Annotated in this window: 10 protein-coding genes; 4 read left to right on the top strand and 6 right to left on the bottom strand. The window is 74.8% G+C overall.

Annotated elements, in window-relative coordinates; genetic code table 11:
* The first annotated feature begins 80 nt into the window (after positions 1-80).
* The 3 genes from ACZ6RC_RS16890 to ACZ6RC_RS16880 all read left to right on the top strand — a co-directional run bounded on the left by ACZ6RC_RS16890 (position 81) and on the right by ACZ6RC_RS16880 (position 3,729).
* Positions 81-1,502, top strand: coding sequence for an acyl-CoA dehydrogenase family protein (locus ACZ6RC_RS16890; RefSeq protein ID WP_391137638.1), 1,422 nt, complete (start codon positions 81-83; stop codon positions 1,500-1,502).
* Positions 1,503-1,662: 160 nt separating this feature from the next.
* Positions 1,663-2,544 (top strand): universal stress protein, encoded by an 882-nt coding sequence (locus ACZ6RC_RS16885; protein ID WP_469583568.1) that lies wholly within the window; start codon positions 1,663-1,665, stop codon positions 2,542-2,544.
* Between the two features lie 267 nt (positions 2,545-2,811).
* Entirely contained in the window at positions 2,812-3,729 is a 918-nt protein-coding gene (locus ACZ6RC_RS16880; RefSeq protein ID WP_453619983.1) for a CAP domain-containing protein, read from the top strand.
* 29 nt (positions 3,730-3,758) lie between these two features.
* Here ACZ6RC_RS16880 and ACZ6RC_RS16875 read toward each other — a convergent pair whose 3' ends face one another.
* The 5 genes from ACZ6RC_RS16875 to xylB all read right to left on the bottom strand — a co-directional run bounded on the left by ACZ6RC_RS16875 (position 3,759) and on the right by xylB (position 10,929).
* Positions 3,759-5,375 carry a sigma-70 family RNA polymerase sigma factor gene (locus ACZ6RC_RS16875; protein ID WP_469583564.1) on the bottom strand — a complete coding sequence of 539 codons (1,617 nt, stop codon included), beginning with the start codon at positions 5,373-5,375 and terminating at the stop codon, positions 3,759-3,761.
* Between the two features lie 176 nt (positions 5,376-5,551).
* Positions 5,552-5,842, bottom strand: coding sequence for a hypothetical protein (locus ACZ6RC_RS16870; RefSeq protein ID WP_391137650.1), 291 nt, complete (start codon positions 5,840-5,842; stop codon positions 5,552-5,554).
* 99 nt (positions 5,843-5,941) lie between these two features.
* Positions 5,942-8,164: an NADP-dependent isocitrate dehydrogenase gene (locus ACZ6RC_RS16865; protein ID WP_469583560.1), complete on the bottom strand. Its 2,223-nt coding sequence runs from the start codon at positions 8,162-8,164 to the stop codon at positions 5,942-5,944.
* 43 nt (positions 8,165-8,207) lie between these two features.
* The gene (locus ACZ6RC_RS16860; protein ID WP_469583553.1) at positions 8,208-9,263 is read right to left on the bottom strand and encodes a phosphatase PAP2 family protein; all 1,056 of its coding nucleotides are present in this window, start codon (positions 9,261-9,263) and stop codon (positions 8,208-8,210) included.
* A gap of 145 nt (positions 9,264-9,408) precedes the next feature.
* Complete coding sequence (gene xylB, locus ACZ6RC_RS16855; protein WP_469583551.1) at positions 9,409-10,929, bottom strand: xylulokinase; 1,521 nt, start codon at positions 10,927-10,929, stop codon at positions 9,409-9,411.
* Positions 10,930-11,180: 251 nt separating this feature from the next.
* Between xylB and xylA the strand changes: the two genes are divergently transcribed.
* Entirely contained in the window at positions 11,181-12,350 is a 1,170-nt protein-coding gene (gene xylA / locus ACZ6RC_RS16850; RefSeq protein ID WP_469583548.1) for a xylose isomerase, read from the top strand.
* Between the two features lie 223 nt (positions 12,351-12,573).
* Here xylA and ACZ6RC_RS16845 read toward each other — a convergent pair whose 3' ends face one another.
* On the bottom strand, positions 12,574-13,602 hold the full coding sequence (locus ACZ6RC_RS16845) for a LacI family DNA-binding transcriptional regulator (RefSeq protein WP_391137666.1): 1,029 nt from the start codon (positions 13,600-13,602) through the stop codon (positions 12,574-12,576).
* Between the last annotated feature and the right edge of the window lie 20 nt (positions 13,603-13,622).

Here is a 13,622-nt window from a genome sequence, read left to right as displayed (position 1 = left end):
ACGCCCCTTGGGCAACCGGCAACCCCTCTGCCACTATCCCTACTATTCCAGTGGGGAAACAGGGATCATTGTGAGGTGCCGTGAGAACGCCGAAGAAGTCAGCGACACGCCCCATCCCTCGGCCGGCCAAGCGCCCGGGACACGAAGAGATATGGCGTCGCGTCACCCGCGAACTCGCCGATGACCTCGCGGTCGACGCACTGGCCAGGGACCGGGCGGGCAAGAACCCCGACGACGAGGTCGCCCGCCTCCAGGAGGCCGGGCTGCCCGCCCTCCTCACCCCGCCGGGCCCCGCCCTGCGCGGCTCCGACTGGCAGGCCGCGTGCGGGGTGATCCGGGAGATCTCCGCCGCGGACAGCTCGATCGGCGAGCTGCTGGCCCACCACTACGTACTGTCCTGGAGCGGCCGCTTCCTCGGCGCCGCCGCGGCCCCCGACGGCGAGCGGGAGGCCCCCGAGGCACCGGACACCACCGACGCGCCCGAACGGCTCGACGTGCCCGGCGCCCTCGAAGTCCGTACGGCACGGGAACGCTGGCTGCTCGCCGGCGGCATCGAGCCGGCCGGGGGCGGCGGTCCCGGCCTCACCCTGACGCCGTCCGGCAGCGGGTGGCTCCTCGACGGCCGCCGGGCGTTCGACTCCGGCGTCACGGTCGCCGACCGCCTCGTCGTCGGCGCGCGATGTGCGGCGACGGGTGACGTCCTCGTCGTGCTGGTCGACCCGGCCCACCCCGGCGTGTTCACCGAGGCGGGCGGCGACCGCGTGGGACAGCGCCTCGCGGGCGCCGGGAACGTGAACTTCGACGGGGTCCCGGTCGAGCGCGGGCAGGTCCTCGGCACCCTCCCCCACGACGAGCACGCCGTGGCCCCCTTCACGACGCTGGCCCCGCTCGCCCTGCGGCTGGTCCTGGTCCAGGTCGGGCTCGGCATCGCCGAAGGCGCCCTCGCGGAGGCCCGCGACATCAGCCGCGCCACCGAAGCCGCCCCCTTCGCCCCCGGGCACTTCTCCGCCGCCGCGGCCTTCTCGACCGGCTCCTTCTCCGCCGGCCGGTTCACCCCCGGCTCCTACGCCGCCGACCCGGCCGTGGGCGCCGTCGCGTACCCGGCGGGCGCGGACCAGGATCCGTACCTCCTCCTGATGTACGGCGAGTTGGCGACCGCCACCCATGCCGCGGCCGCGGTCGTGGAGCGGGCCACGGACGCCCTCGCCCGGGGACTGCGCGCCGAGGGCTCCCTCGGGGTGGAGGAACGCGCCGACATCGCCGTCCTGGTCGCCGCCGCCGAGGCCGTGACGAGCAGGGCCGCGATCCTCGTCACGACCCGGATCCTCGAACTCGTCGACGCCGCCCGGGCCGCCGAGGAACCGGGCGGAGGGCCCGGCCTCGACCGCTTCTGGCGCAACGCCCGCGTCCTCACCGCCCACTCCTCCCCCTCCCACCGGCTCCGGGACATCGGCGACCACTACCTCCACGGCCCGCGGCCCCAGCTCACCACGCTGCCCTGACGGAGGCGGCGGGCCGGCGGCCGTCCTACGGTCGTGGCGACGGGCCCGGTCCGCACGCCGACGCGTCGACGGGGCCGGACGGGACAGGAGAGGGAAGAGGACGGGGGCCGGCCGGGAGGCCGTGCCCGTCGAGGCACGGAGCAGGTACGGAGGCATCCTGATGAGCCGTGAGATCGTCGTCGGAGTGGACGGTTCGCCGGAGAGTCTCGCCGCGGCCGACTGGGCCGCCCGCGAGGCGCTCCACCGCGGTCTCCCGCTGCGCCTGGTGCACGCCTGGCGCTGGGAACCGCTCGACATCCCGGTCGTCCAGGACCCCGAGAGCCTGGAGCGCTCCGCCCGGGAGGTGCTCCGCGCCGCGGAGTCGGCCGTCACCGCCCGGTATCCCCGGTCGGCGGTGACCGGCGAGATCGTGGCGGACAGTCCGGTGGCCGCGCTCCTCGGGGCGCAGGACCGGGCGGAGACCCTCGTCATCGGCTCGCGCGGCCACGGAGCGGTCGTCGGCTTCCTGCTCGGCTCGTACGGACAGCAGATCATCGCGGGCGCCACCCGACCGGTCGTCGCGGTGCGTTCACGTGACGGCGCCGACGAGAACGAGGGCGGCACCGGTCGGGGCGGCCGGATCGTCGTCGGCCAGCACGGCGGGGCGGAGGACAGCGCGCCCGCCCTGCGCTTCGCCTTCGAGACGGCGGCGGCCCGTGGGGCGTCCGTCCGGGCGGTACGGGCGTGGAGCCTGCCGCCCCTCTCCGCGTACACCCCCGGCTCGATGGCGCTCGCCGACGAGGCCGGCGGTCTCGTCCCGTACGAGGAGAAGGCGCTGCGCGAGGCGCTGGCGCCCTGGCGGGAGCGGTTCCCGGAAGTGCCGGTGACCGAGCACGTGGAGATCGGGAGCGCGGGCCAGGTGCTCCTCGCCTCGTCGGGCGATGCCGAACTCCTCGTGGTGGGGCGGCGGGCGCGGCGCGGGGCGATCGGGCCGCGGATCGGATCGGTGGCGCACGGAGCCCTGCACCTGGCCCCGTGCCCGGTGGCCGTCGTGCCCCACTAGGGCCTGTTTCGATAGTCCCGTCTGGCTGGGGGCGCCTGGCACGCACTCCGTAGCCCTTCGGGCGCGGACGGGCGCGGTGGTGCTCTTCCGGGTGACGGCCGGTCGGGTGACCCCGGCGGGCGTCAATGGCGGGTTGACCCGGCGGGTTGACGAGGTGTGTCGAAGGCGGTGCGGCCGGACAGTGTGAGGGACACCCTGCTGCCGTCGCCCCGGTAGCCCTCCCCTCCGCCGGACCGTCCGGCGGCCCCGGAAAAGAGAGCGGAGCCCATGCACCCCCACGAGGACCGTGTCCCCTACGACCAGCCGGCCCCCCGCGGAGGCCGTCATCGCAGAGGGGGCGGCACGACGGGGCGGCCCGCCCGTCGACTGCCGTCCTTCCGCGCCGCCGTGACCGTGGCCGGCACGGCGACGGCCGCCCTCACCGTGACGGCGGGGGCGTACGTGGCGTCCCTCGGGGGCCAGGCGGCCGCCGGAGCGCGGCTGGACCCGGCGGCCCAGATCCGTACGACCGTGACGCCGGCGGCCGGAGCCTCCGCCCCGCCGTCCGCGGCGCCCGGGGGCGCTCCGGCCGCCGTTCCGGTCACCCCTTCGGCCGAAGCCTCCCCCTCGGCTTCCGAGGCCGGGCCGGCCCCCACGCCCGAGGCCGCCCCGAGCACGGCCCCCGGCACGGGGACGGTGACGGACCCGTCGGCGCCGGCTCCCGGTACGGCTCCGCCCGCCGCTCGGGCGACGGCCGCCACGACCGCGCCCGCCTCGACGGCACCGGCGTCCGCGAGGGTGGTCCCGGGCTCCGGCAAGGCGGCGCCGTACATCGACCGGGTGATCTCGCTCGTCAACGCCGAGCGCGACCGGGCCGGCTGCGGGCCGCTCCGTCACGACCGCCGGCTGCGGTCCGCCGCGCAGGCGCACGCCGACGACATGTCCGCGCGGAACTACTACGGCCACGAGAACCCGGAAGGCCGGAACGCGGGCGACCGGATCACGGCGGCGGGCTACTCCTGGTCCGTCTGGGCCGAGAACATCCACCGCGGCCCGAAGACGCCCGCCGCGGCGATGCGCGAGTGGATGCGCAGCGACGGACACCGCCACAACATCCTCAACTGCGCCTTCAAGGACATCGGCATCGGGCTGTCGCTCAACGCCGACGGACCGTGGTGGGTGCAGAACTTCGCCGTCCGGCGCTGACCCGCCACCCCGCCGCGCGGCCACCGGCGTCAGGAGCCGGCGGCCAGCTTCTGCACCCACACCGTGCCGTCGGGGCCCCGGACCGCGGCGACGCCGGTGTCGCGGTAGCGGCAGTCCAGCATGTTCGCCTGGTGCCCCGCGCCGTCCATCCAGCTCGCGAAGGTGCCCGCGGGGTCGCTGTTCCCGCGCGCCAGGTTCTCGGCCCACCGGCTCCAGCGGTAACCGGCCGCCGTGATCCGGGCGTCCGCCTGCTCGCCCTCGGGGCTGCTGTGCGCGTAGTAGCCGCGCCGGACCATGTCGTCGGCGTACGCCTGCGCCGCCCTGGTCAGCCGCTCGTCCGTCCGCAGGGGGCCGCAACCGGCCTCGGCGCGCCGCTGGTTGACCAGCCGGGTGAGCCGTTCCTCGGCGCTGGGCTTCCGGCTCGGTTTCGGCGGGGCCGGGGAGGGCGTCGGGCGCGGGGAGGGCGGGGCGCTCGTCGGGGCCGGTGCGGCGGTCGTGGCGGCCGGGGACGGCGCGGCCACGGGCGGGACGGGGACGGGCCGCCGGTGCGACGGCTCCGGGGGTACGAGCAGGATGACGCCTCCGAGGACGCCCAGGGCCACCGCGCCGGCGGCGCAGGCCCGCCGAACCACGGAACCCCGGCCCGCACCGGCGTGGTGCCCGGAGGCCGTACCGTGGCCGGCCGCCGAGCCGGACGCGGAGTCGGGGGCGCCGCCCGGTGCCGCGAGCGCGTCCGGGGACGGCCACGGGGCCGAGCCGACGCCCGCGTCCGCACCCCCGGCGGCCTCCCCCGCCGGGCCGGAGCCCGCCCAGGTCTCCCCCGGCCCGGGGGCGTCGGTCCAGGCCGCGGTCTGGAGCGACGCCCCGGGCAGGGAGCGGCCCACGGCGAGGAGCGGCACGAGGCCGAGGCCGACGAGCAGCCCCTCGGCCGGGGCGAGACCCGATCGGGCGGGGGCGCAGACCCCGCAGCTCCGCAGATGGCGGGCGAGGCGCTTGCGCCAGAGCGGGGCGGGGTGCCCGTCCCATCCGGTGACGGCCTCCGCGAGGGCCGCGCACCGGGGCGTGGCGGCGAGGGCGCGGACGACGGTGCGGCCCGTCTCCAGCTGCTCCTTCATCCGCTGGACCCGGACCGCCGCGTGCTGCGGGGTGAGGGCGAGCGCTTCGGCGAGGTCGGCGCGGGTGAGTTCGCCGGTCGCCTCCAGCCACCACAGGGAGAGGAGTTCACGGTCGTCCTCGTCCAGCCAGCGGGTCGCCTCCGCCACCTCGCGGCGCTGTCCGGAGAGGCCGAGGCGCAGGATGGTGAGATCGACGAAGTCTGCGCCGGGGTCGGGGAGGTCGACGGCCCGGTCGAGGCCGGACACCGGACCCTGCTGCCGTTCGCGCCAGCGCCGGCGGATCTGGTTCATCGCGATGGCGACGAGCCAGGAGCGGAAGCGGAGTGGGTCGCGGAGGCCGGCCAGGCCGTCCAGGGCGCGCAGCAGGGTCTCCTGCACGATGTCGTCGACGTCGGCGTGGCCGTCGAGCGCGCGGGCCACGATGTTGTGGACGAGCGGGAGGTAGGCGCGTATCAGCCGTTCCCGGGCGTACGCGTCTCCGGCCGCGGCCGCCTCCACCAGCTCGGCCGTGGCCCACTCGTCGCTGTGCATGAACGTGCTCCCTCGTCCCGTGGTCCGTCCGTCCCCATGCAGAGGAGACCCGTGGGCGGGGGGCCGATAACGGTTATCCGCGCGGCGGCGGTGATCGCCATACCGATGACGCGGTGACGCCACTCGTGCGGGTGGTGCTCAGGGGGTGCCTTCGGGGGTGGTGGAGGGGGTGGCGCCTACGCGGGTGAGGGTGGGCGGTACGGCACGACGGCCGCGTTCCCCTCCCGTACCGCTTCGACCACCGCCTCGTGGATGTCCCGGCTCTCCGGCTCCGAGGAGCACGGCACCGGACTGCCCGACATGGTGAACCAGTCGGACGCGCCGCTGTACTGCACGGCCACGCGTGCCTCACCGTCCGCCCAGGTGGTGTGCACGGTCACATCGCCGGTGAGGGCGCCGGCCTCGTCGGTCAGCACCCCACCTCGCCCGGTATAGACCCCGGCGGTCGTCCATGATGCCCAGCTCATCCATCCAGGTTCACACCCGAACGGCGTAGGCGCCACCGACGGGCACGCCCCGGCCCGGACCGATGTCCGGGCCGGGGCGGCACCCGCGGTGCGCCGGGATCAGCCGAGGGTCGCGATGGCCTCGTTGAAGGTGGCGGACGGACGCATCACGGCCGAGGCCTTGGCGGCGTCCGGCTGGTAGTAGCCGCCGATCTCGGCCGGGGAGCCCTGGACGGCGACGAGCTCGCCGACGATGGTCTCCTCCTGCTCGGCCAGGGTCTTCGCCAGAGCGGCGAAGGCCTCGGCGAGCTGCGCGTCCTCGGTCTGCCGCGCCAGCTCCTGGGCCCAGTAGAGGGCGAGGTAGAAGTGGCTGCCGCGGTTGTCGATGCCGCCGAGGCGGCGGCTCGGCGACTTGTCCTCGTTGAGGAACGTGCCGGTGGCGCGGTCGAGGGTGTCGGCGAGGACCTGGGCGCGGGCGTTGCCCGTGGTGGTGGCCAGGTGCTCGAAGGAGACCGCGAGCGCGAGGAACTCGCCCAGGGAGTCCCAGCGGAGGTAGTTCTCCTTGACGAGCTGCTGGACGTGCTTCGGGGCGGAGCCGCCGGCGCCCGTCTCGAAGAGGCCGCCGCCGTTCATCAGCGGGACGACCGACAGCATCTTGGCGCTGGTGCCCAGCTCCAGGATGGGGAAGAGGTCGGTCAGGTAGTCGCGCAGGACGTTGCCGGTCACGGAGATGGTGTTCTCGCCGCGGCGGATCCGCTCCAGGGAGAAGGCCGTGGCCTCGACCGGCGAGAGGATCTCGATCCGCAGACCCTCGATGTCGTGCTCCGGGAGGTACTGCTTGACCTTGGCGATGAGCTGCGCGTCGTGGGCGCGGGTCTCGTCGAGCCAGAAGACGGCCGGGTCGCCGGTGGCGCGGGCGCGGGTGACGGCGAGCTTGACCCAGTCCTGGATCGGGAGGTCCTTGGTCTGGCAGGCGCGGAAGATGTCGCCCTCGGCGACCTTCTGCTCCAGGACGACGTCACCGGCGGCGTCGACGAGGCGGACGGTGCCGGCCGCGGCGATCTCGAAGGTCTTGTCGTGGCTGCCGTACTCCTCGGCCTTCTGCGCCATGAGACCGACGTTGGGTACGGAACCCATGGTCGACGGGTCGAAGGCGCCGTGGGCGCGGCAGTCCTCGACGACGGCCTGGTAGACGCCGGAGTAGCTGCTGTCCGGGAGGACCGCGAGGGTGTCGGCCTCCTCGCCGTCCGGGCCCCACATGTGGCCGGAGGTGCGGATCATGGCCGGCATGGAGGCGTCGACGATGACGTCGGACGGCACGTGCAGGTTGGTGATGCCCTTGTCGGAGTCGACCATGGCGAGGGCGGGGCCCTCGGCGATCTCGGCCTCGAAGGACGCCTTGATCTCCTCGCCGAGGTGCGGCACGGAGTCGAGGCCCTTGAGGATGGTGCCGAGGCCGTCGTTGGGGGAGAGACCGGCGGCGACGAGCGCCTCGCCGTACTTCGCGAAGGTCTTCGGGAAGAAGGCGCGGACGACGTGGCCGAAGATGATCGGGTCGGAGACCTTCATCATGGTGGCCTTGAGGTGCACGGAGAACAGCACGCCCTCCGCCTTGGCGCGGGCGATCTGCTCGCTCAGGAAGGCGCGCAGGGGCGCGACGCGCATGACGGAGGCGTCGACGACCTCGCCGGCGAGGACGGGGACCGACTCGCGCAGCACGGTCGTGGTGCCGTCGGCGGCCACGTGCTCGATGCGCAGGGTGCCGTCCTCGGCGATGACGGTGGACTTCTCGGTGGACCGGAAGTCGTTCTCGCCCATGGTGGCGACGTTCGTCTTCGAGTCGGCGGACCAGGCGCCCATGCGGTGCGGGTGGGCCTTGGCGTAGTTCTTCACCGAGGCGGGGGCGCGGCGGTCGGAGTTGCCCTCGCGCAGGACCGGGTTGACGGCGCTGCCCTTGACCTTGTCGTAGCGGGCGCGGACGTCCTTGTCCTCGTCCGTGCGCGGGTCGTCCGGGTAGTCCGGGAGGGCGTAGCCCTGCGCCTGGAGCTCGGCGATCGCGGCCTTCAGCTGCGGGATGGACGCCGAGATGTTCGGCAGCTTGATGATGTTGGCGCCGGGCGTCTTGGCCAGCTCGCCGAGCTCGGCGAGGGCGTCGTCGACGCGCTGACCCTCTTCGAGACGCTCGGGGAAGCCGGCGATGATGCGGCCGGCCAGGGAGATGTCACGGGTCTCGACATTGATCCCCGCGGTCGAGGCGTACGCCTGGATCACGGGCAGGAACGAGTGCGTCGCCAGGGCGGGCGCCTCGTCAGTGTGCGTGTAGATGATGGTCGAGTCAGTCACCGGGTGCTCCGCTCCACGTCTGCGTCTGCGAGATTGCTCGACATCAAGATATCTCGTGATCCTGCTCCGCGGGAAAGGGGCCCGTGATCTCGGCGTCGGGCTCGGGACCGGCGGGGGCCCGCCGGGGCGGGACGGCGGATTCGTCGAGGTCGACGTGGCGCAGCAGGGCGAGGAGGAGCAGGGCGGCGGCGAGCCCGGTGCCGGCGGCGAGCAGCTGTCCGGATTCGTACGCGAGCCTCGCGGTCGCCGGGTCGACGGGGAGCGGGGCGCCGACCGAGCGGGGCAGGAGGAGGAGGCCCGCGCCGAGCCCGGCGAGCGCGCCCAGGACGACGGGGACGGTCATCACGACGTGGCGGAGCGGGGCGCGGCCGCGGGGGGCGCGGCGGGCCTTGCCCTTGCGGGCGAGCAGGGCGACGGTCCCGCAGACGATGACGAGCGAGAGCAGCTCGGCGCCGATGAGGTCCCCGGGCCGGTGCCATCCGATGGCGAGGGTGTACGCGCCGAGGAACGTGGCCCAGAGGGCGCCGACGGTGACAACGAGCACCCGCAGGCGGTACGGCACGACCAGCGCGAGCGCGAAGGTGACGCTGAGGGCGAGCGTGGTGTGCCCGCTGGGGAAGCCTCCGTGCAGGAGGTGGCCGGGCGCTCCGGCGAGGTCGGGGCGGTGCAGCACGAAGCGCTGGAGCACTTCGGCGAGGGCGACGGAGCCGATCACCGAGCCGAGGGCGGCCACGGTCGGCGCGTACCGCCGGCGCAGCACGCCCACGACCGCGATGAGGAGCAGGGCGAGGCTGAGGGAGTAGAGGGCGAAGTGGTGGGGGACACGGCCGACGATCTGCTCGGCGGAGAGCGTCCCGTCCGTCAGCCGGCCGGCGGTCGCCGCGTTCTCCCAGCGTTGGCCGGTCGCGGTCAGGACGAGGCCGGCGTAGACCACGGCCAGCAGCAGGACGGCGGCGAGCGCCGCGTTGCGCAGCCGCTTGCGCACACGTCCGTTGAACGAGCCCGGAGCTTCGGCGGCCACCGCGGCGTACCACCAGGTGCCGGCCTCCAGCGGCGGTACGGCGCGGCTGTCCGTACCGATCCTGTCTATAGGAGCCATGCCCCGATTCGAACCCGTCGGGCCCTCGTGCGCGCGCTGGATGCACCCGAACGAATCGCCGAGATGAGGCGCCGGGTGTCCCGGCACAGCGCGACACGTCGCGGCGCCGGGCCGGGGTGTCGGGGCCGGGCGCCGGTACCCCCGGCTACAGGGCCCAGCGGCGGGTGCCGTCGGCGGTGGTGCCGGACGGGCGGACGGCGGGGGCGGCGGCGTCCAGGACGGCGGCGATCCGCTCCCACGTCTCGTCGTCGCGGGGCAGGGGCGGCAGGAGGGCGCCGTCGCCGGTGCCCCAGGCGGTGGCCCGGGCGACGGGATCGGTGCCGGTGGCGGCGGCCGAGGCGAGGGCGGCCGCGCCGAGGGCGACGAGTTCGGTCGCGGCGGGGACGACCACGGGGCGGCCGGAGAGCCTGCGGACGGTGCTCGTCCAGGCGCGCCCGCGCGCGCCGCCGCCGATCAGGCGCAGGGGACGGTCCCGTACCGCCGGGTCGTTCGGGTCCGTGCCGCAGGCGGTGAGCAGGTCGTCCAGGGCGCGCAGCACGGTGAAGACGGCGCCTTCGTAGGCCGCGCCGAGGATCGCGCGGGGGCCGGTGGTGTGGCGCAGGCCGGTCAGGAGGCCGGTGGCGTCCGGGAGGTCGGGTGTGCGCTCACCGTCGAGGTAGGGCAGGACGACGACGCCGTCGCCGGGCGTGGTGTCCTCGCGGTCCAGGCCGAGGAGGGCGGCGAACCGGTCGACGGCCAGCGTGCAGTTGAGGGTGCAGCCGAGGGGGAGGTACGTCCCGTCGGCGGCGGCGAAGCCGGCGAGCCCGGCGGCGGCGGGGCGGGTGCGGGTGGCGGCGAAGACGGTGCCCGAGGTGCCCAGGCTGACCACGGGATGGTCGAGGAGTCCGGCGCCGCCGAGGCCGAGTCCCACGGCGGCCGCCATGTTGTCGCCGGTCCCGGCCGCGACGACGACGGTGCCGGGCAGACCGAGCGCTTCGGCGGCGGCCGGGGTGAGCGTGGCGACGGGCGCCCCGCCCGTGGGGGCGACGACGGGCAGGAGGGCCGGGTCGAGACCGAGGAGGGCGAGGAGGCCGGGGTCGTAGGCGCGGTCGGCGGTGGAGTACCAGCAGGTGCCGGAGGCGTCGCCGGGGTCGGTGACGGCGACGCCGGCGAGACGTTCGGTGAGGAAGTCGTGCGGCAGCCGGACGGCCGCCGTGGCGTCGGCGACGGCCGGTTCGGTCGCGCACAGCCACCGCCACTTGGCGGCCGTCATGGAGGCGACCGGCAGCGATCCCGTCCTCCGCAGCCAGGCCTCGGCGCCCCCGTCGAGCGCGCCGGTGAGGCCGGCGGCCTGCGGCGCGGACCGGGTGTCGTTCCAGAGCAGCGCGGGGCGCAACGGGCGGCCGGCCGCGTCCAGGACCACGAGGCCGTGCTGCTGTCCGGCGACCGCGATGCCGGTGACGGCGGAGGCGGGCACCGCCGCCTCCTTCAGGGCCCCGCCGACCGCCTCGCGCAGGGCGGCCCACCACTCCTCGGGGTCGCTCTCGCGGGCGCCCCCGGCGCCGGAGACCGTGTGGGGGGCGCGGCCGACGGCAAGCACGGTGCCGGTCGTGGCGTCCACCACGGCGGCTTTGGTGGACTGCGTGGAGCTGTCCACTCCGATCACCACGGGGTGCTGCACGGGCATGCGCGTCGCCTCTCGTCGTCGGTCGTCCGGGCGGCCGGACCGGACCGACGCGGGCCCCGGGCGCCCGCGTCAAGGTCCGGGTCCGGATGACAGGTCCGGTCCGGACGCCGATCCCGGGTCCGGATCCCGGCTACCGGCTACCGGCTACCGGCTACCGGGCACCCACTCTGGCGCAGGACGTCCGGTTGCCGTATTAGTTATCGCACAAAACAAATAGGTCGCCCAGACCCCCGACCGAAAGGATCCGGACCATGTCGGTACGTTTCTCCCCCACCCCCGAGGACCGGTTCACCTTCGGCCTGTGGACGGTCGGCTGGCAGGGCCGCGATCCCTTCGGCGACGCGACCCGCCCGGCGCTGGACCCGGTCGAGTCGGTCGAACGGCTCGCCGCACTCGGCGCGTACGGCGTCACCTTCCACGACGACGACCTGATCCCCTTCGGCTCCTCCGACGCCGCACGGGAGACCGCCGTGAAGCGCTTCCGGGCCGCCTTGGACCGCACCGGTCTGAAGGTGCCGATGGCCACGACGAACCTCTTCACGCACCCCGTCTTCAAGGACGGCGGCTTCACCTCCAACGACCGCGACGTGCGCCGCTTCGCCCTGCGCAAGACGATCCGGAACATCGATCTGGCCGTCGAACTCGGCGCGGGCGTGTACGTCGCCTGGGGCGGCCGGGAGGGCGCCGAATCGGGCGCCGCGAAGGACGTCCGGGTGGCGCTCGACCGTATGAAGGAGGCGTTCGACCTTCTCGGGCAGTACGTCACCGAGCAGGGTCACGCGCTCCGCTTCGCGATCGAGCCCAAGCCGAACGAGCCGCGCGGGGACATCCTCCTGCCGACGATCGGGCACGCCCTCGCGTTCATCGAGCGCCTGGAGCGGCCCGAACTGGTCGGTGTGAACCCGGAGACGGGTCACGAGCAGATGGCCGGACTGAACTTCCCGCACGGCATCGCCCAGGCCCTGTGGGCGGGCAAGCTCTTCCACATCGACCTCAACGGCCAGTCCGGGATCAAGTACGACCAGGACTTCCGCTTCGGGGCGGGCGATCTGCGGCAGGCGTTCTGGCTGGTGGACCTCCTGGAGACGGCCGGGTACGACGGCCCGCGGCACTTCGACTTCAAGCCCGTGCGGACCGACGGCTCCGACGGGGTGTGGGAGTCGGCCCGGAACTGTATGCGCAACTATCTGATCCTCAAGGACCGCGCCGCCGCCTTCCGCGCCGACCCGGAGGTGCGGGAGGCGCTGGCCGCCTCCCGGCTGCCGGAACTGGCCGCCCCCACCGCGGCCGACGGCCTCGCGGGGCTGCTCGCGGACCGCTCGGCGTACGAGGACTTCGACGCGACGGCGGCGGCCGCCCGCTCGATGTCGTTCGAGCGCCTGGACCAACTGGCCCTGGAACACCTGCTGGCCGTCCGCTGACGCGCCGTCCCGCCACCGCCCGCCGAAAACGGGGCCTCGCGAGCCCCGAGGAATCCGCGAGCCCTTGCGGCCAGGCGAGCCCGAGGAGCCCGCAAGCCCTTGAGGCCACGCGAACCCCGAGGAGCCCGCAAGCCCTTGAGGCCACGCGAGCCCCACAAGCCCCCGAGGCCACCTCAGCCCCACACGCCTCGCGAGCCCCGCCACGCCCCCTTCTCGGAGCGCCTCAGGACGAGGCGCGTACCACCAGCTCCGTCGGCAGGATCCGGCGCGGCTGTTCCTCCGAGGCCTCCCCGATCTCCTGGAGCAGCAGCCGCGCCATGGTCCGCCCCATCTCCTCGATCGGCTGGCGCACGCTCGTCAGCGGCGGGTCCATGTGCCGCGCCACCGCCGAGTCGTCGACCCCGACCAGGGCCACGTCGTCGGGCACCCGCCGCCCCGCCTCGCGCAGCGCCCCGCGCGCGCCCGCCGCCATCACGTCCGAGGCCGCGAAGACCGCGTCCAGGTCCGGCCGTCGGGCGAGCAGTTCCCGCATGGCCCGCCGTCCGCCCTCCTCGGTGAAGTCGCCGGTCGCGACCAGCCGCCGGTCCGGGGCGAGACCCGCCTCGTCGAGGCCTTGGTGGTAGCCGTCGAGCCGGCACCGGGCGCCGTACATGTCGAGCGGCCCCGTGATCGTCGCGATCCGGCGCCGCCCCCGGCCGGCGAGATGGACGACGGCCGAGCGGCCTACGCCGACGTTGTCGGAGTCGACGTAAGCCACCGTCTCGCCCTCCGAGCGACGGCCGTTCAGCACCGCCGGCAGGCCGAGCTCCCGCACCTGGTCCGGCAGCGGATCGTCGCCGTGCACCGACACCAGCAGCACCCCGTCCACCCGCTGGGCGGCGAGATACTGCTCGAAGCGCTGCCGCTCCTTGTCGCTGCGGATCAGGGTGAGCAGCAACTGCTTGTCGGCGTCGGCGAGTTCGGCACTGACCCCGCGGATGATGTCGAGGAAGTACGGCTCGGCGAACAGCCGGGCCTCGGTCTCGGGGATCACCAGGGCCACCGCGTCGGTACGGCTGCCCGCGAGGGCCCTGGCCGCCCGGTTGGGTACGTACCCCAGCTCGGCGATGGCCCGGCCGACCGCGGCCTTGGCCTGCTCGCTGACGCGCGGGGAACCGTTGATCACGCGCGAGACCGTGCCCCGGCCGACACCCGCCCGCGCCGCGACCTCCTCCAGGGTGGGCCTGCCGGTCTGGCGCCCGCTCACCACCATCTGCCGTCTCCCCTCGCCGC

The organism is Streptomyces sp. NPDC048353, assembly GCF_055587165.1.
The sequence above is the reverse complement of the archived record's forward strand: the minus strand, read 5'-3'. Positions and strand labels throughout refer to the sequence as shown.